Origin of the sequence: Mycobacterium sp. 1245499.0 (assembly GCF_001673615.1) — a bacterium.
Classification (GTDB): domain Bacteria; phylum Actinomycetota; class Actinomycetes; order Mycobacteriales; family Mycobacteriaceae; genus Mycobacterium; species Mycobacterium europaeum_A.
Genome location: NZ_LZMG01000325.1, coordinates 1 through 19,876 on the forward strand (window position 1 = coordinate 1; position 19,876 = coordinate 19,876).

The 19,876-nt window shown below is 69.9% G+C and carries 7 protein-coding genes; 1 reads left to right on the plus strand and 6 read right to left on the minus strand.

Annotation, left to right across the window (positions count from 1 at the left end):
* From A5646_RS19805 to A5646_RS19830, 6 genes are all read right to left on the minus strand, one after another.
* On the minus strand, positions 1 to 3,913 hold a 3,913-nt coding region (locus A5646_RS19805; protein WP_067023711.1), incomplete at its 3' end, for a non-ribosomal peptide synthetase.
* The gene (locus A5646_RS19810) at positions 3,910 to 10,491 is read right to left on the minus strand and encodes a non-ribosomal peptide synthetase (RefSeq protein ID WP_067023714.1); all 6,582 of its coding nucleotides are present in this window, start codon (positions 10,489 to 10,491) and stop codon (positions 3,910 to 3,912) included. The genes A5646_RS19805 and A5646_RS19810, both read right to left, overlap by 4 nt.
* Before the next feature lies 1 nt (position 10,492).
* Positions 10,493 to 13,540: a mycobactin polyketide synthase MbtD gene (gene mbtD, locus A5646_RS19815; protein WP_067023722.1), complete on the minus strand. Its 3,048-nt coding sequence runs from the start codon at positions 13,538 to 13,540 to the stop codon at positions 10,493 to 10,495.
* Entirely contained in the window at positions 13,540 to 14,880 is a 1,341-nt protein-coding gene (locus A5646_RS19820; RefSeq protein WP_369806972.1) for a polyketide synthase, read from the minus strand. The genes mbtD and A5646_RS19820 overlap by 1 nt, the downstream gene beginning before the upstream one ends.
* Positions 14,877 to 15,638, minus strand: a complete 762-nt coding sequence (locus A5646_RS19825; RefSeq protein ID WP_066867791.1) for a thioesterase II family protein — start codon at positions 15,636 to 15,638, stop codon at positions 14,877 to 14,879. The genes A5646_RS19820 and A5646_RS19825 overlap by 4 nt, the downstream gene beginning before the upstream one ends.
* Positions 15,639 to 15,646: 8 nt before the next feature.
* Positions 15,647 to 19,150: a non-ribosomal peptide synthetase gene (locus A5646_RS19830; RefSeq protein ID WP_067023719.1), complete on the minus strand. Its 3,504-nt coding sequence runs from the start codon at positions 19,148 to 19,150 to the stop codon at positions 15,647 to 15,649.
* A 106-nt stretch (positions 19,151 to 19,256) separates the two neighbouring features.
* On the opposite strand from A5646_RS19830, the gene A5646_RS19835 reads away from it, so the two are divergent.
* A partial coding sequence (locus A5646_RS19835) for an AMP-binding protein (protein WP_231998414.1) occupies positions 19,257 to 19,876 on the plus strand: 620 nt, incomplete at its 3' end.

Sequence of the window (19,876 nt, forward strand, 5' to 3'; positions counted from 1 at the left end):
GCTGGCCGCGCAGCTCGCGCCAGCGGGTCACCGTCGCCGCGGTGGCGGTGACCAGCAGCGTGGGCAACGGCAGACCCGAATCCAGCAGCCGGCGGGTGACGTCGGCGTCGGTGACGGCGTTGCGGACGATTAGATCGCGGGCCCGATCGCTGCTCGGATCCAGCCGCCGGGCACCGAGGTCGGGATCGTCGCCGTCGAGCTGGGACGCCCAGAATTGCGCCGTGTCCAGCCGCCGCGCCCGCGCGGTGAGCGCGTCGGCCCAGCGGCGATAGCTGGTGTGTTCGCGAACGGGCGCCGGCGAGTGACCGGTGGCCGCGGCCGCCAGCGCGGCGCCGAGTTCACCGAGGATCACTCGCCACGACGCGGGGTCCAGCGCGACGACGTGCGCGGCCAGCAGCAGAACGCTTTCCCCGGCGGGCGGTCGAAGCCACACCGCGGACAGCAGCGTTCCGCGTTCGGGGTCCAGGCGCTCGACGGCCTCGGCGACGTAGGCCGGTACCGCCGCGGCCAGATCGCCGGCCACCTCAACCTCGTTGAGTGCGTTGCGAATATCGGCGTCGGGGTTGGGTACCAGGGTCATGGTGGGGCGGTCCACCCGGGTGCGCAGCACCTCGTGGCCCTCGATGATGCCGGCCAGGGCCGCTTCCAGCTGTTCGCGGCGCAGCGTCTCGGGCAACCGGATGGCTTCGGTCTGGGCGAGCCTGCGCGGGTCGCCGTGTTCGTAGAGCCATCGGCCGTTGGGCAGCAACGGCATCGGTCCGGTACGGGTGTCCGCTTGCTGGGTGGCGGCCGTGGTCTCCGAGTCGATCGCTTCGGCCAGTTCGCGGACGTTGCCGCACTCGAGGACGAGCCTGGCGCGCAACGCAATTCCGCGGGCCCGGGCCGCTTGCACCACCGACAACGCCATGATGCTGTCCAGGCCAAGCTGCAAAAAGTCGGCGGTGACGTCGATGCGCGATTGGCCGAGGAGCTCGGCGAGCAGCTCGGCCAGCGCGGATTCCGTGGGCGTCTCGGGCGACGCCGCGCCGGCTTCGGGTTCGTCGGCGTCGAATGCGGCCAATGCCGTTTCGTCGAGTTTTCCGTTGGGGGTCAACGGAATCTCGTCGACCACGATGATGCGCTGTGGAACCATGTAGCGCGGCAGCCGGTTGCTGAGCATGCTCCGCAACTCGGCGGCCGTGGACCCTTCGGTGGCCGGGTCGATCGCGACGTATGCGGTGAGCCGCGCAACGCCTCGGCGTTGCCGTACCAGCACCCCGGCGTGCCGCACGGCCGGATGTGATTCGAGGGCGGCCGCGATCTCGCCGGGTTCGACGCGGTGGCCGCGAATCTTCACCTGGGCGTCGGCTCGTCCCACGTATTGCAGTGAGCCGTCGGGCAATCGGCGCACCAAATCGCCGGTGCGATACATCCGTTCTGCCGCCGCGAACGGGTCGGCGACAAAGCGTGCCGCGGTCTCCGGGGCGCGGCCCAGATAGCCGCGGGCCAGCTGGGCACCGCCCAGATACAGTTCGCCCGTCGCCCCGCAGGGCACCGGGCGCAGCGCGGAATCCAGTACGTAGCCGCGGGTGTGCCGGGTCGGGCGTCCGATCGAGGGCTCGTCGTACTCGGCGATGGTGGCGACCACCGCCTCGACCGTGGTTTCGGTGGGCCCGTAGCAGTTGTGCGCCGTCATCGAGGTGGTGTCGCAGGTGTTGCGGATCCGCGCCCAGGCCGCGCTGCCCACCGCCTCGCCGCCCAGCGCCAGCACGGTCAGCGGCGCCTCGGTGAGCAAACCGAACGCCTGCAGCTGGGCAAACATCGACGGGGTGGTGTCGATCATGTCGATGCCCTGCGCGGCGATCAGCGCGACCAGCGCCTCGGCATCGGTCTGGGTCTGCTCGTCGACGACATGCACGACGTGCCCGTCGAGCAGGCCGACCAGCGGCTGCCAGGCGGCGTCGAAGGCGAACGACCATGCGTGGGCGATGCGCAGGGGCCGGCCCAGTGTGGCTGCCGCGGGCCGCAATACGCGGTCCAGATGATCGTCGGCGTAGGCGCCCACCGCGCCGTGAGTTCCGATGACGCCCTTGGGTTCTCCCGTCGTGCCGGAGGTGAACACGACGTAGGCGGCCTGCGCGGGTGGAACGTCGACGGCGTCGAAGTCGTCGTCGTGCGGTTCGCCGGCCTCGAGCAGCCTTTCGGTCAGCTCTTCGTCCAAGACGATCGACGCGCCCGATTGGCGCAAGATCGAGTCGATCCGTTCGGGGGGCATGCCGGGCTCCATCGGCACGCACATGCCTCCGGCTTTGAGCACGGCCAATAGCGCGATGATGTAGTGCGGCCCTCGCGAAAGTTTGAGAGCCACGGGTGTTTCGGACTTGACGCCCTGTCGGGCGAGTCGCGCCGCAAGCCGGGTGGCGTGCCGGTTCAGCTCGCGGTAGCTCAGCGTCCCGCCCGCCCAGCTGATAGCCGGGTTGTCCGGCGTCCTGGCCACGACGTCGGCGAAGCGGGCGTGGATGCTCAACGGCGCCACCGGTTTCGGCGTTGCGGTCGCGCCCAGCGGGCCGTCCTCATCGTCGAGCAGGACGCTGACCTCGCGCAGGGGACGCTCCCAGCCCTGCAGCAGTCGCTCGGCGGTGGTCAGCACGCGGCGCCCGAAGGTGGCGGCGGGAACCGCCCCCAGCGCTCCGTCGATCGCTTCGATCAGCACCACCAGCTCGCCGCCTTCCATGTGGGCGGCGATGGCGATCGGGAAATGCGACAGGGTCTGCAGCGCGGACGGCCGGAATGTCGCTCCGCCGGCGGTCAATTCGCCGCCGGCGGTCAGGCCGTCCATCGGAAAGTTCTCGTAGACCAGCAGGGTGTCGAACATCTCCCCGACGCCGCCGAGGGCGCGAAGTTGGGCATGCCCGAGATAGCTGTGTTCGCGCAGCAGCGCGGCGGTGCGCTGCACGGCGCGGCACTGCTCGCCGGCGGAGGCGGACGGGTCGAGCCCGACCCGCAGCGGCACGGTATTGATGAACAAGCCGACCATGGTCTCGACGCCGGTCAGTTCGGGGGGACGGCCGGACACCGTGACCCCGAACACCACGTCGTGCGTATCGGTCAGCCGCGACAACACCAGCGCCCAGGCCATTTGCATCAGGGTGTTGACGGTGACGCCCCGGGAGCGGGTGCCGTCGACCAGCCGCGTGGTGGTTTCGGCCGGCAGTCGCAGTCGGGTGGTGCGCGGCAGCCCCGGTTGCTGGCCCTCGCTCGTGTCCATGGATCCCAGGGCGGCGGCGAGCAGGGTGGGGCCCGGCAGGCCCGCCAGGTGTTCGCGCCAGACCCGTTGGCTGGCTTCCGGATCGCGGCTCGCCAGCCAGCCGATGTAGTCGCGGTAGGGCCGCGGGGCGGCGGGCAGCGCCGCCGGATCGCCGCCGGCCTGGTACAGCATCATCAACTCGTTGACGAACACCGGCAGCGACCAACCGTCGATCACGATGTGATGGGCGGTGAGTACCAAACGCCATTGCTCGCCGGGCAATTCGATCAGCAGGAAGCGGATGGCCGGCCCGTGCTCAAGATCGAACGGTCGCCGCCGCTCGCCGGTTTCCAGCGCCGCTACGTCCCCCGGCGCGGCGGCGACGAGCCGCCAGGGCAGCTCGACGCGGGACGGCACGATCTGCACCGGTCGCGGGATCCCCCGGCTGAAGAAGCTGGCCCGCAGGTTCGGGTGGCGCACCAACATCTGCTCCGCGCAGTCGCGCAGCAGTGCGACGTCGAGTGCGCCGGAGATGTCCGCGGCGATCCCGATCACGTACGGGTCATCCGCCGCTTCGCCGTCGGCGAATTCGGCGAGCGTGGTCAGCGAATACAAGCCCTCTTGCAGCGGGCTCAGCGCCATGACGTCCTCGATGTCGGGCGCGACATCGGTTTTGGCGGCCGTCACGTCGTGCCTTGGCGTGACGACGACCAAAGCTGCGTCACCGCGGACAGGTCCGAGGACGACAGCCCGGAGGTGCTCATCGGCTCGAAACGGGTGTCGGCCGCCGGCTCTTGCTGCTCGATGCCGGATTCCGCGTCGCCCAGGGCATCCAGCGCGGCCGCCAGCTGCTGCACCGTCGGATTCTCGAAGATCATCCGCGGGCTCACGGCCAGGCCGGCGGTCCGCGCCCGCGAGGCGAGCTGCACGGACAGGATGCTGTCACCGCCGAGGGCGAAGAAGTCGTCGAAGCGCCCGACCTCGGGGGTGGACAGCAGTTCGGCGAAAACCTTGGCCAGCGCCCGTTCCGTGTCGGTGCGGGCGGGTTCGGTCTGACCGCCGGTGCTGACCGCCGGCCGCGGCAACCCGGGCCGGTTCAGCTTGCCCGATTCGGTTTTGGGCAGGGCGTGGAGCACGGTCAGCGACGACGGCAGCATGTACCCCGGCAGCGTCGTGGCGATGGCGGCGCGCACCTCCCCCGCGAAAGCCGCCTTCTCGGCGTCATCCGAGATAGGCCGTTGCGGCACAACATATCCGGCCAGCGACGTGCCGCCGTGCACCTCCCAGGTGCGAGCCGCCGCGGCGGCGACACCATCGACGGCCGCCAGGGCCGACTCGACCTCGGCCAGCTCGACGCGGAAACCACGCACCTGCACCTGGTGGTCGGAACGCCCGACGAACTCCAGCTGCCCGTCCTCGGTCCACCGGGCCAGGTCGCCGCTGCGGTACAACCGCGAACCCGGCTCGAGTCCGTAGGGATTGGCGACAAAACGGGTGGCGGTCAGGCCGGGGCGTTTCCAATATCCCCGAGCCAGCTGGTCACCGGAGTAGTACAGCTCGCCCACCACTCCGACGGGCACGGGACGCAGCCCATCGTCGAGCAGATAGGCCTGCGCACCCGGGACGGGCCTTCCGACAAGCGGATTCGGTGGGGCCAACGGCCCGCGGGACACCGCACCGGACGTCTCGGTGGAACCGATGTTGTTCAACAGCTGGGTGCCGCCGTCACACTCGTCGGCGCACACCGACACCAGCCGCGCCAGCAGCGACGCGCTCACCGGTTCGCCGCCGCAGACCAGCCGAGACAGCGAGCGCACGGCGTCGGGCCGGCTGTCCACCAGGGCCGAGACCAGGCTGGGCACCGCGGTGACCTGAGCGACCGAGTACCGGTTCATCAGGTCCCCGAGGGCCTCCGGGTCGCGGTGTTCGGCGTCGTCGGCCAGGATCATGGTGGCGCCGGCCGCCAGGCCGGCCAGCATCTCCATGCCGCCTTCGAGGAAGGTGATCGAGGCCTGCGCCAGGCGCACGTCGTCGGTGCGCGGCGGGTAGTGGCGCAGCTGCCAGTCGAGCCGGGCGGCCATCGAACGATGCGTTCCCACTGCCCCTTTCGGCTTGCCGGTGGACCCGGAAGTGAACACCAGGTACATCGGGTCATCGGGGTGTGGCGCCCGCGCATTCCTCGCCTGCGGATCGACGTCGTCGCTGTTGACCAGGGTGCGTACCTGGGGATCGTCCAGCGAGATCAGCTCGACGCCGGGCACCTGCGGCATGGTGTCCGTCGCTTCGACGGTCGCGATCACGACCGGCGGCGCGACGTCGTCGAGCATGAATTGCTTTCGCGCCAGCGGATAACCGGGATCGATGGGGAAGTACCCGGCGCCGGCCTTCATGATGGCCACCAGCGCCACCACCAGCTCGATGCTCCGCCGGGTCGACAATCCAACCAGCGTGCCCGGGCCCACGCCGCTTCTGATGAGCAGGGCGGCCAGATTGTCCGAACTACGGTGCAGTGCAGGGTAATCGATGCTGTCGCCGCCGCAGCGCACCGCGATCCGGTCGCTTCCCCAGGCGCGGCTGGGTTCGAGCAATTCCGGGATGGTGCGCGGCCGGTCGTGCGGCGGTTGCTCGCCGCGGCTCCAGTCGCGCAGGATGCGGTCTTGCTCGCCGGCGTCGATCAGCTGGACGTCTCGCAAAGTCTGATCGAGGTCGTCGGCAAACTCGGTGAGCGCCCGGGTCAGCCATCCGGCCAACCGCTCGATGGTGGTCCTGGCGTAGAGCTCGGTGCGGTAGATGAGATTGCAGTTGTATCCGATGTCGCCGGAGCCGTCGGTGCCGAAGAAGTTGACGCTCAGATCCGCATGCGCCATGTCGAAGATGGGGTCGAGCGAGGTGCACACGGTGTCCTGCTCGCCGCTGCCGGCCGCCGCGGTCTCGATGACCCGGGTAGCGGACAGGTGATCCCGCACGTGCACCACGACCTGGAACAGCGGGTTGCGGGACAACGAGCGCACCGGGCTGACGCTGTCGACGACGCGGTCGAACGGCAGGTCCTGGTGGGCGTAGGCGGCCAGGGCGGTCTCCCGGGCCCGCTTGAGCAGTTCGCGCAACGTCGGGTTGCCGTCCATGTCGTTGCGCAGCACCAGGATGTTGACGAAGAATCCGATCAGCTGGTCCAACTCGGCTTCGGTGCGACCCGCGACCGGGGTGCCCAACGGAATGTCGGTTCCGCCACCGGCTTTGTGTAACACCACGGCGACGGCCGTTTGCAGCAACATGAATTCGGTGATGCCCAGCTCGCGGCACAGCTCGCCGAGCTTGGCCCGCGTCGCCGCGTCGATGTGGAAGTCGACGGACTCGCCCGCACCGCTGGGCACGGGCTGGCGGGGGAAGTCCGGACGCAGCCCGGTGTCCTCCGGCAGACCGGCCAGTTGCCGGGTCCAGTACTCCCGCTGGTCGGCGGAGATCGCGGATTCCTGCCCGCCGGCGTCGCCCAGGAACGTGCGCTGCCACGCCGCGTAGTCGGCGTACTGCACCCGAAGCGGGGCCCAGGATGGCGCTTCTCCCCCGCGCCGGGCCCGGTAGGCCGTCATCACGTCGGAGAACAGCACGCCTGCCGACCAATGGTCGGACGCGATGTGGTGCACGACCAGCGACAGCACGTGTTCCGCGGTGTTCTCGGTGCGCAGCACCGCGACCCGGATCGGCAGTTCGGCGTCCAGCTCGAAGCAATGGCACCGTTCGATGTCGAGCTGCTGCTGCAGCCAGGCGTCGTCGGGCCCCTCCTCGCGGCGCACCGGGATTTCGACATTGGCCGGACCCACCACCTGGTAGGGCACACCGTCCAACTCGACGTAGCTGGTGCGCAGGATCTCGTGCCGGGCAACGACATCGCCGACGGCGGCGATCAGCGCATCGATGTCCCACGGCCCGGTCAGTTTCGCCGCGAAGGGAATGTTGTTGACCCGACTGGGCCCGTCCACGCGGTAGGCGAACCAGCTGCGCAGCTGGGACGCCGACAGCGGCATGGGCTCGTCGTGTGCGGTGGTGATCAGCCTGGGCCGCGACGGCGTCAGCTCGCCGGCACTCAGCTGGTCGATCCGCTCGGCCAACGCCCCGACCGTGGCGAGTTCGAAGACGTCGCGGATGCCGATCTCCACACCACACTCGGCGCGGATCGCGGTCACCAGTTTGGTGGCGACCAGCGAGTGGCCGCCCAGATCGAAGAACGAGTCGTCGACGCCCACCCGGTCGTGTCCGAGCAGTCCCGAAAACAGTTGCGCGACGCGCTGTTCGGTGGGAGTCGTCGGGTCGCGGTATTCGGTGGCGGCCGCGATTTGTGGTTGCGGCAGCGCGGCGCGGTCGATCTTCTGATGCGCGGTGATCGGAATCTGGTCGAGCACCACGTAGGCGGCCGGGGTCATGTAGTCCGGCAGCGCGGCGGCCACCCGGGCGCGGATGCGCTCGACGTCAACCGATTCCGTGCCGGCGCCCTGGGCCGGCGTCACGTATCCCACCAGGCTCTTGCCCAGCTGGGGCAGGTCCATGGCCAACACGACCGCTTGTCCGACGCTGGGGTCCACCGAGATCGCGGCCGCGATTTCGCCCAACTCGATGCGGAAGCCGCGGATCTTCACCTGCTCGTCGGCGCGGCCGACGAACTCGATGTCACCGTGGGCGTTGCGGCGGGCCAGGTCTCCGGAGCGGTACATCCGCCCGCCCGGCGTGAACGGGTCGGCGACGAAGCGCTCGGCCGTCAACTGGGGCCTGCGATGGTATCCGTGCGCGACATGCGTTCCGGCGATGTAGATCTCACCGATCACGCCGACGGGAACCGGCTGCAGGGCATTGTCGAGCAGATATACCTGGGTGTTGATCTTGGGTCGGCCGATCGGCACCACCCGGGTGCCCTGGGTGCCTTCCACCGGGTAGCTGGTGCAGTTCACCACGGTCTCGGTCGGCCCGTAGAAGTTGTACAGCGACGCGTCGAAGGTGGCGTGGAACTTGTCGGCGATCTCACCGGGCAGGGCCTCGCCGCCGATCGGCACGCGCCGCAGCGTCCGCCACTGGCTGACGCCGGGCAGCGACAGGAAGAGCCCCAGCAACGACGGCACGAAGTGCATGGAGGTGATGCCTTCGCGGGCCAAAAGATCGGTGAGATAGCCGATGTCGCGCAGCCCGTCAGGCCGCGGAATCACCAAGCGGGCCCCCATGATCAACGTGCCGAAGATCTCGCCCATCGACACGTCGAAGCTGGGCGAGGCGACCTGCAGCAGCCGGTCGGTGTCGTCGATGCGGTATTCGTCGCCGAACCAGACGAAGTACTCGGCGATGGGCGCGTGCGGCACCGGCACACCCTTGGGCAGCCCGGTGGAGCCCGAGGTGTAGATCAGGTAGGCGGTGTTTTGCGGGCTCAGCGGCCGGATCAACTTCGCCGGCGCGGTGCCCGGATAGCGCGCGGCGTCGGAAACCGGTTCGCGCAGCACCAGTTTGGCGTCCGCGTCGTCGAGAATGAAGCTCAGCCGGTCCTCCGGATAGGTGGGATCCACCGGCAGATAAACCCCGCCCGCCTTGAGCACCCCGAGCGCGGTGATGACCAATTCGGGCGACTTGTCCAGCAGCACCGCGACGCGGTCCTCGGTACCGATCCCCTGCTCGATGAGCCAGTGCGCCAACCGGTTCGACTCTTCGTCGATCTCTCGGTAGGAGTAGGCACGCCCCTCGTAGACGACCGCAACGGCATCGGGCGTCAGACCCGCCCGGCGGCTGACCAGGTCGGGCAACGTGCTGGCCGGTGTGACGAACTCCTCGCCGGTCGACACCGCGCGCAGCCACTCGGCGTCTTCGGCACCCATCAGCGCGCACGCCGACAGCTTCACGTCGGGGTCGGACAGCACGCCATCCAGCAGGGCGGCGTAGTGGCGTAGCAATTGCTCGACCAACTGCTGGTCCATCACCTCGACGAGGTATTCCGCCTCGATCACGCCACCGCCGGCGCCGTCGGGTGTCCGGTCCAGCTCGACCATCAGGCTCAACGGCAATTGGTTGAAATGGCCGCGCAATTCACCGCGTTCGCAACGCACGCCCGGCGGGCAGAAGCCGCGGCCATCGGGCTCCCGCTGCCCGAAGCTCACCCGGGTCATCCGGTCGGCGCCATGCCGGCGATCGGGATTCGACTCGCGGACCAGCCAATCCAGGTCGGCGCGCGAATGAGCGAAGGCGCCCACCGCGCCGTCACGGGTTTGGCTCAGCAGCTCACGGAACGTCTGGTGCGGCTGCGGGCGCAGCCGGATCACCACCGTGTTGCCGTGGTAGCCGATGACATCCTCGGTGCCCACGCCGCGGTTGAGCACCGGGGCGGCCACCAGGAAGTCGGTCGACTGGGTGTAGCGGTGCACCAGGGCGGCGAAGGCCGCCATCAACACCATGTACGGGGTGGCACCCGTGTCGCGGGCCAACGCCGCGGCCCGGTCGACGGTGTCGGGCGACAATTGCGCGACCGCGCGCTGCGCGCGCCAGGTCGTGGGCACGACCGAACCGTTGGGCCCGGGAAGCTCGAGTGGCTCCGGCAGGTCGGCCATCAACGGGCGCCAGTAGTCCAGATCCGCCTGACGAACGGCGGCCGCATCCACCGAGATGCCCGGGCGGACCTGCCCATCGGCGAAGGCATCGGGGTCGGTGTAGGCGCGAGTCAGATCCGCGAAGAACGGTGCCCACGAGCCGTCGTCCCAGGCGATGTGATGCGCGGTGATCAGCAGCATCAGCTCGTCGTCGGCCAGCCGCGCCACCGTGACCCGCAGCGGCGAATCCTTGCTCAGGTCGAATGGGCGGCGAAAGTCGCGCTGCGCCAACACGTCCAGCCGCAGCCGGCGCGCCTGGTCGGTCAGCCCGGCCAGGTCGTGTTCGGCCCACTCGGGCCGCAGGTCCTCGCGAGTCACCGGCTGCGGATCGCCCTCGGCGTCGCTGGCATACGTCGTGTGCAGCACCGGGTGTCGCGCGGCGACGGCGTCGACCGCACGATGCAGCTGTGCGATGTCGACGGTGCCGGACAGGCGGTAGGAGACGCAGATGTTGAGCAGCGCGCTGTCAGGATCGACTGACTGCACGAACCACATCCGGTGCTGGCCGACCGACATGCGCGGCCCGTCGTCGGCCGACGCGGGCGCCGCGCCCGCCGTCCTGGCCAGGCCGCGTTCGGTCAGCTTGCGGCGCAGCAGTTCCAGGCGTTCGTCGTCGAGCCGGGTGCTGACGCCGGTGGTGTTAGTCACGCTAGGAGTCCAACCTTTCTAGCATCGCGAGCGTTGAGTGGTGCGCACCGTTGGCGGCGCCGGCGCGCTCGAATGACGGCTTCGCCGCGGGCGCGCCGGTTGGGTCGGCACGCAGCGCGTCGATCAGCTCGGTCACCGTGATGCCGCCGAGCATGCGGGACACCGGAACCGAGTTCCCCACCGTCCGGCGCAGCCGTTTGCGTAAATCGAGTGCGAGCAAGGAGTCCACACCCAGGTCGATCAGCGAGGCGCCCGGGTCGATCGACAGCGAATCACCCAGGTGCAGCGTCGCCGCCAGCTCGGCCCGCACGATGTCGGCGAGCGGCTTCTCAGCCGAGGTGTCGGTTTCCTCGCCCTCGCCGGTGCGTGCATCACTGAACGGCATTGGCATGCCCTGGCTTTCGAAGAACACCTGAAGCCGCTCGAAGTCGGCGTCAAAGATCAGCGGATCGCCGTCGTAGCCGTACAGGCTGGCCTCGATCGCCCGCTGCGGGTCCATCGCCACCAGACCGGAACGCTCGGTGCGCGTGATCTCGGTGCCCACCACGACCCCGGCGCCCTGCCACAGGCCCCAGCGGATCGCCGTGCAGTCGCGGCCGGCGGCGCGCAACTGGGCGGCCAACACGTCGAGCATCCGATTGGATGCCGCGTAGGCCGCGTGGTGGTGCCCGCCCCAGACCCCGAATACCGACGAGCAGGCCAGGATCCGGCAGTCCGGGCGCAGCGGCCACACGTCGGCCAGCAAGGCCAGTCCGCGGACTTTGGCCGCGCACACCGCCGCAACGTCAGCGCCGCTGAGATCCGATCGTGAAAGGGCCCGCGCGATGCCCGCGGTGTGGATCAGCAGTGACGCGCCCGAACCCGCATATTCGGCGGCGACGGCGGCCAGGGCGTCCCTATCGGTGATATCGCATTGGGGGGCGTGGACTTTGGCGTCATACTGGCCGACGAGCTCGCGCAGCACCGTCGGATCAACACCGTGGCGGCTCAGCAGGGTGACGGTCCGGGCGCCGCGTTCCAGGCAATACCGCGCGTACTGCAGGCCGATCGCTCCGCTGCCACCGGTGATCACCACGTCGTCCAAGGCGGCGGTATCGAGCGGGCGCGGGGTCGCCGATTGGCGGCACGCACGGAACGTGCGGACGTGGCGTCGCGGCGATCCGGCGCCGCGCACTGCGACCTCGGCCACCTCATCCAGCAGCACGTCGATGGCGAGCCGTGCCGTTGCGGGGTCGGGATCGCGGTGTTCGAGGTCCAGGTGCCCGAATGCCTGGTCCGGGAATTCGAACCCGATGCTGCGATGCATCGCCGCCAGCGCCGCCTGTGCGGGAGACACATTGGCGTCATCGCGGTCGACGTGTTCGGCACCGGCGGTGAGCAACCAGACGGTCCGGCACTGGGGGCCGATGAGTGCGGGGTAGTCCGGTAGGCCCGCGTCGGGGCGGCCTGCGATCCGCTCGATTGCGGAGGCGGGGTCGAGCGGGTCGAGTCCCGGGGCGGCGATCACAAGGATTTCCGCCTCGTCCGGTGGCACCGCTCGGCAAGCACCATGCGCGGCAACGGTTTCGAGCAGCCGCTGCGTCAGGGTGCCCGCACCGACGAAGGCGATGTCGAGGCTGCTTGCGCCGGGTGTGACGGGCGCCGTGACCGGCTGCCAGTCCTCGACGGCCACGGTGAGCGCCGGCGCCGGCGCCGCTTCGGTCACCCGTTGCGGCGCCGCCCACAGGTGCACCGCACGCATCGGCGCGTTGGGGAAGCCGCGCAGCGCGGGCAGATCGGCCGTCGGGATCGCGTCGGCCCACCGGCAGCCGGGGTCGGCGGCCGCGAGTGCGGTGATGCTCGCCGACAGCGAATCGGTGATGGACCGGTCGCGATGACCCGAGCCGACGATGACGGCCGACTCGTCGTCGACGATGTCGCCCAGCGGGTACAGCAAGGAGGGGTGCGCCGAGAGCTCAACGAACGCGTCGGCCCCACAACCGCGGGCATATTGCACGGCCAGGTCGAATCGTACGGTGCCGCAAAGGTTTTCATACCAATAGCCGGAGAAGTCGGTCGCCTCCCCCAGCTCGGTCCCCAGCGTGGATCCGATGAACCGCACCGGGGCATCCCGGAAGGTCGACTTCGGTGTCAGCTCGGCCAGGCTCGAACGCAACGGGCGGAGCGCACTGGTGTGTCCGGGATAGTCGACGGACAGTTGCTGGCTGAAGATGCCGCGCCGTTGGGCCAGTGCGACCGCGGCGGCCACCGCGTCATGGTCACCGGCGACCACGGTCGACGACGGGCCGTTGACCGCCGAAACTTCCAGCCAGCCCGGCGTTTCCGCGAGCAACGACTCCGCGATGTCCAGCCCGGTGCCCAGCACCGCCATTGCGTAGTGGCCGGTGAGCTGGTCGACCACGGTCGCGCGAGCAACCACCAAAGCGACCGCGTCGGGCAGCGCTATCGCCTCCGCCACATAGGCCGCCGCCACCTCACCGAGGCTGTGACCGATGGTGATGTCGGGCAGGACCCCGCGGGACCGCCATGCCTCGGCCAGGCTCACCGCGTGGGTGAACTGCGCGCCCTGGATCTCGGGGCGCGACCAGTTGCGCGGTTCGTCGCCCACCAGATACGGCAGCGGAGAAGCGAATCCGGCGGAAGCGAATGCTTGCGCGCATCGGTCGGCGGCCTCGCGGTAGGCCGGTAACCGTTGGTAGGCGCCGGCTCCCATCGCCTGCCATTGATTGCCCTGGCCGGGAAACACGAACGCGACCCGCGGCGGTGTCGTCCTCGCGGAGTACGAGACCAGCTCGTGCTCCTCGCCGTTGGCGATCGCGGACAGACCCGCGACGAGCTCGGTGCTGTCTGCCGCGCGCACCACCGCGCGGTGCCGTCGCAACCTCCGCAGCCGCAGCAGGGTGGAAGCGACCGCGGCGGTCAGATCCGCCGAGTCCGGGACGCGGCCAAGGTAATCGGCGATCGCGGCGGCGTCGCGGCGGATCAGCTCTGGATCATGGGCGCTCAGCAGCACCGGGATACGCCCGTCCGGCAGGCCATGGGTGAGCATCATGCGACCTCGGGGACGGAGACGATCAGGTGCGCGTTGGTGCCGGCGATGCCGAACGCGGACGCCGCGGCGGTGCGCTGCCCGTCGACGGCCGGCCACGGTGTCAAGGTCTGGGCCAACCGGAGTCCTTGCTTGTCCCATTCGATTTCGGGGCTGGCGTCGCCGGCATGCAGGGTGGGTGGGACGGCGCCGTGCTCGGCGGAGACCAGCACCTTGGCCAGACCCAGCGCGCCGGCGGCGGCCAACGAGTGACCGACGTTGGATTTGACCGAACCCAGCAATGCTCCGGCGCCGGGCTCGGTGTCGCCGTAGGTCTGGGCCAGCGAGCGCAGCTCGGTTCGGTCGCCCAGGCGGGTCCCCGTGCCGTGCCCCTCGATCATCCCCACCTCGGCGGGCTTGATCCCGGCCTGGCTGATGGCCCGCTGGAACAGCCGGACCTGGGCCTCGCCGCTGGGCGCGCTCAGACCGGCGCTGCGCCCGTCCTGATTCATGGCGGTGGCCCGCACCTCGGCGACGATCCGCCGGCCGGCACGCAGGGCGGCCGATTTGCGTTGCAGCACAAACATCGCCGCGCCCTCGGCCCACACGGTCCCGCTGGCCTGCGCGCTGTAGGGGCGGCAGTATCCGTCGTCGGAGAGCGCGTGTTGCTTGGAGAACTCGACGAAAAAGCCCGGTGAGCCCAGCACGTTGACCCCGCCCGCGAGGGCCAGATCGCAGTCGTCGTTCTGTAGTGAGCGCACCGCGACGTGGAAGGCCACCAGCGCCGACGCGCACGAGGAATCCAAGGTCAGCGCCGGCCCGGCCAATCCCAGCGTGTAGGCGATGCGACCCGAGATCACGCTGAGCGCGGTCCCGGCGAGCAGATGACCGCTGTGTTCGGAGAATTGGGCCATGTCGGGTCCGTACCCGGTGGCCGAGGCGCCGACGAAGCAGCCCACATCGTGACCGGCCAGCTCGTCGGGATTGATGCCGCTGTTCTCGCACGCCCGCCAGGCCACCCGAAGCGCCACCCGCTGCTGCGGATCCATCACGACGGCCTCGCGGGGCGAGATCCCGAAGAACTCCGGATCGAATGTGGTTGCCCCGGTGAGGAATCCGCCGCGGTCATGGATCTCTTTGAAGCCGCTGCGGCGCGAGCCGGCGAGCAGTTCTGGCACCGCCCAACCGCGGTCGGTGGGAAACGGGCCCAGCGCCTCACGGCCGTGGGCCAGCAGATCCCAGTAGGCCTCGGCGGTTTCGATGCCCCCGGGTGCCTCCACACCCATTCCCACGATCACGACCGGGTCGGCATACTCGGCGCCGCGGCCCGAGCCGAACCCCTCGTCAGACATTGGCATCACCCGGCATTCACCTGCGCGGCGATCGCTTCGACGTGGTCGTAGACGTAGAAGTGCCCGCCGTCGTACAACGACAGGGCGAAGGATCCGGCGGTGTGCCTTTCCCACTGCCGCAGCACGCCGGTGGCGATGCGGTGGTCGTCATGGCCGCCCAGCACGTGAATGTCGGCGCCGATGCGGACGTCGGGGCTGGGGTCATAACCGTTGAAGGCCTGATAGTCGGCGCGCACCGCGGTGGTCAGCAGTTCGGAGAACTCTTCGTCGGCAAGCAGTTCGGGGTCGGTACCGCCCAGATCCGCGATATCGGCCAGCAGCCCGTCATCACTGGTCGGCAGTTCGGGCATGTCGGCGACGACGCACGGTGGCGGGCCGGCCGACACCCACAGCTTTTGCACGGCCGTGCCGTGCGTCTCGGCGACCCGGGCGAACTCAAAGGCGACGACGGCACCCATGCTGTGCCCGAACAACTTCAGCGGCGCGACGCTGGACCACGGCGCCGCTTGGAAGAGGCTGGCGGCCAGGTCGTGCACGCTGTCGTGGCCGGGCTCGCTGAGGCGGTCGGCGCGTTGCGGGTACTGCACGATGTAGGTGTCGCCGCCGGCGGCCAGCGCCGCCGCCAGCACCCGATAGCTTGCGGCGGCCGCGCCGGCGTGCGGAAACACCACGGTGGCTCCGGTGGACGACCCGTTGTTGCGGCCCGGGGTCAGTTTGATCCAGGACGGGAACGTGGCAGACACGGTGATCAGATTATTCAATGTCATTGCGCAATCTACGATTTCGCGGGTTGCTGAGAGGCCGCCAGAACCGATTCGGCGTCCATGCCGATAACCTCCAGATAGAGCTCGGCGACCTGGTCGAGCCGGCCGGGGTCGTCCTCGCCGGCACTGAGCACCGCGGCCAGCGTCGACACGGTTCGATTGGCGAAGAGGTCGGCGACCATGATGTCCGGCGCATCCAGCCAGGCCCGGATTCTCGCCACCGCCTGGGTGGCGAGCACCGAATCGCCGCCGAGGGCGAAGAAGTCGTCGTCGACCCCGATGTGTTCCCGGCCGAGCAGCTCGCCGACGATCAGTGCCAGCGCGGTTTCCAATGGCGTCGACGGCGCCCGGTGGCCCGGCCGCTGCGATTGCGCCACAGCGGCTTCCAACTCGCGTGCCACGGCCCGGCGGTCGAGCTTTCCGGCGTCGGTGAACCCGATCCGCTCCACCACCGCGATGTGGCGCGGAACCATGTGTGCGGGCACGAGGTCAGCGAGACGCTGCCGGATTCGCTCGGCGGTCAGGGCGGCGTCGTCGGTGCACACTTGGGCGGCCAGCACGTCGGATTCGCCGGACACCGCGATCAGGGCGGCCACCGCCGTGCGCACCCCGGGCACGCGCCGCAGCGCGGTCTCGACCTCGCCCAACTCGACGCGATAGCCGCTGATCTTGACCCGGTGGTCGGCGCGGCCCACGAATTCGAGGGTGCCGTCCGGCCAGTACCGCACCAAATCGCCGGTGCGGTACCAGATTCGGCCGTCGTGCTCGACGAAGCGTTCGGCGGTGAGATCGGGACGGCCGCGGTAGCCGCGCGCGATGCCGCGTCCGGACACCCAGTATTCGCCGGGCACCCAGTCCGGGCAGTCGGCCCCGGTGTCGTCGACGACACGGCAGGCGTTGTTGGGAAGCGGGACGCCGAACGGCAAGGCCGTCCAATCCTCCGGAATCGCTTCGGTCACCTCGAAAATGCTGTTGTGCACCGGGGTTTCGGTCGCACCGCCGAGGCCGGCGAAGCGCAGGTCGGGCGCTTCGACCTGGAGGCGGCGCACCACCTCGGGCCGCACCCAGTCGCCGCCGGTCGGGATCACCCGCACCGAGGACAGCCGCCCGCGGCCGACTTCGACGAGCATCTCCAGCCAGCCGGGCATGAAGTGCAGCACGGTGATCTGGTGAGTCTCGATGAGCCGGGCCCAGGCGTCGGGATCGCGTCGCTGCGCTTCGTCGACCACCACGAGGGAACCGCCCGTGCGCAGGGTGACGAAGACGTCCATCACCGAGATGTCGCCCTCCAGGGTCGACAGCGCCAGGCATCGATCCGCGGGGCCGATCTCGAAGTGGCGGCCGATGAATTCCACGGTGTTCATCGCCGCGTCGTGGGTGACCTCGACGCCCTTGGGCTCGCCGGTGGAGCCCGACGTGAACAACACGTAGGCGAGCGCGGCGGGATCGATTCTCGCTGAAGTAATCTCGGCGCTCGCAGGTGCCTCGCGAAGGATATCGGCCAGCACCAGTTCTGGCACCGGCACGGACAGCGGTCGTCCGCCGCAGGCGAGGGCCAGCCTCACCGCACCGGTTTCGAGGATGCGCTCGGCGCGATCGCGCGGCTGGTCGGCGCCGATCGGCAGGTAGACGGCACCGACGGACAGGATGCCCAGCAAGGCCGGAATCTGCTCGGCGGTTTTGGGCCCCATGATCGCGATGGTCTCGCCGGTGGCCACCCCGGCGGCGCGCAGCGCCGCGGCCACCGCCAGCGCCTGGTCGCGCAGTTGTGCATAGCTGAGGTCACCGGTGCTGGCGAACACCGCCGGGGCGTCGGGCTGCCGCTCGGCCTGCCGGAAGAACCCGTCGTGCAAGGCTTCTCCGCTGGGTTCCGCGGTGCGGGCGTTGGCCGCCTCGCGCACCGCGCGCTGCGCCTGGGGCAGTGCCGGCGGGCCCGGCGCCTCCCACGCGTCGTCGGCGCAGGCCAGCCCCAGCAGCTCGTCGATGTGGTAGGCGAACATGGCGTCGATGACGCCCGGGGGGAACATGCCTTCGCGCACATCCCAATTCACCAGGACGCCGCCGTCGAATTCGGTGACCTGCGCGTCCAGCAGCACCTGCGGCCCCTGGGAGATGATCCATCCCGGTGTGCCGAATCGGTCCGTCACCTCGCGGCTGAACAGTTCGCCGAGTCCCAGCGCGCTGGTGAATACCACCGGGGCGAGCACCTGAGTGCGGCGATGACGGCTGAGGTCGCGCAGCACCGACAGTCCCGGATAGGCGGAATGGGCGGCGGCCGTGCGCATCGCGCCCTGCACGGTCTGGGCCCGCGCCGCCGCGGTGTGGGCGCCGGCGAGATCGACGTCGAGCAGCAGCGAGGAGGTGAAGTCACCGACCAACGAGTCGACGTCGGGGTGCAGGGGCTGCCGCCCGAACAGTGGGACGTTCAGCAAAAAGCGCGACGTGGTCGACCAGCGCGCCAGGGTATTGGCGAATCCCGCGGCCAGGGCCATGGCCGGAGTGATGCCGCGCGCCTGGGCGCGGGCGAACAGCGCATCGCGGGTTTGCGGGTCCAGCCAGTGCCAGCGCCGCGTGCTCTGCTTCGAGCCGCGGCCACCGATGGACGGCAACGCCGGCGGGTCGGGCAGCTCCGGCAGGCGCAGCGCCCACCAGTCCCGGTCGGCGTCGCGGGCCGGTTGCGGCTGGGCCTCTTCGGCCTCGATGGCTTGGCGGTACTGCCGATAGGTGTAGCTCAGCTCGGGGAGGTCGCGGCCGCCGTAGAGGGCCGCCAGGTCGCCCATCAGGGTCCGATAGCTCATCGCGTCGGCGGCCTGCATGTCCAAATCGACATGCAGCCGGGACCGCCCGGACGGCAACAGCGTCACCGCCAGTTCGAACACCGCGCCGTCGAGCTGCTGGTGTGATTTCGCGTCGCGGATGTCGGCGAGCCGCCGCTCGACCTCGTCGGTGCTCAGCTGGCGCAGGTCCTCGACCTCGACCGGGAAGGCGCCGCTCTGGTCGGCCGGGGGGATGTGTTGCGTGCCGTCGGGCAGGAACCGCACCCGCAGCATCGGATGGCGACGTGCCAGCGCGGTGGCCGCCGCGCGCAGCCGCTCCGGATCGATCGGGCCACCGTCGAATTCGACGTAGAGGTGCCCGGCGACGCCACCGAGCTGCTGGTGGTCCTGGCGGCCCACCCACATCGCGTGCTGCATCGGGGCCAGGGCAAACGGCTCGTCCTCGGCCGACGGCTCAGCGCTCCGGGCCGCCTCGGCGGGAACGGTCTGCTGGTCGGCGCCGTGCCCGTCGGCGGCGACCAGCCGGGCCCAGGCGTCGATCGTCGGCTGCTCGGCCAGGGCGGCGAAGTCGATGGCGACGCCCCGGCGGCGCCACCGGCCGGCCAACGTCATGATCCGGATCGAGTCCAGGCCCTGGCTGATGAGGTTGTCACCCGGCTGAACTGCATCGACGTTGACGCCGAGCAGTTCGGCCACCTCCGCCCGGATGTCCTCCGAGCGTGCCGAGGCGTGCACCACAGACCCTCCCTGAATTAGCACAGGCTGCCCTAATTTTTTGGTTACCCTATCCTTACTCCCTGCGTCCCCGCTACTAGCCCCGTTCGAAGCCCCCGCTGAAGGAGCCATGAGCCCGAACACACCGCAGCCGCCGGCCGGAGTCCTCGACGGGTTCGTGCCCTTCCCCGCCGATCGGAGCGCCGCCTATCGGGCGGCCGGCTACTGGGCGGGGCGGCCCCTGGACACGATCCTGACCGACGCGGCCCAGCAATGGCCCGACCGAGTCGCCGTCATCGACGCCATGAGCGACACCGGCCTCAGTTATGCGGACCTGGACGACCAGGCTAACCGCGCGGTCGATGGACTGTGCGGCGCGGGTATCGCGCCGGGCGATCGGGTGTTGCTGCAATTGCCGAACGGCTGTCAGTTCGCGGTGGCGCTGTTCGGGCTGCTGCGGGCCGGGGCGATACCGGTGATGTGCCTGCCCGGTCACCGGGCCACCGAACTGGGACATTTTGCCGCGGTCAGCGAGGCCACCGGGTTGCTGATCGCCGACACCGCAGGCGGATTCGACTACCGGACCATGGCGCAGTTGGGTCCACGAGGTGAACGGTCCCGGGTCGCCGTCGACGATGACGTGCCTGAGCGCGCCGTGCCGCTCGACGAGGCCCTGCGCCATGGTCCGGTAGTCGAATCCGCCTGCGGTGTCGGCGATCAGCAACCCGGTGGCCTCGCTGACCGCGGCAA

What these genes read in the sequence shown, in the direction of transcription:
- mbtD (WP_067023722.1), bottom strand. Translation starts at nt 13,540, where the DNA reads ATGCTCACCCATGGCCTGCCGGACGGGCGTATCCCGGTGCTGCTGAGC.
- A5646_RS19825 (WP_066867791.1), bottom strand. Translation starts at nt 15,638, where the DNA reads ATGACATTGAATAATCTGATCACCGTGTCTGCCACGTTCCCGTCCTGG.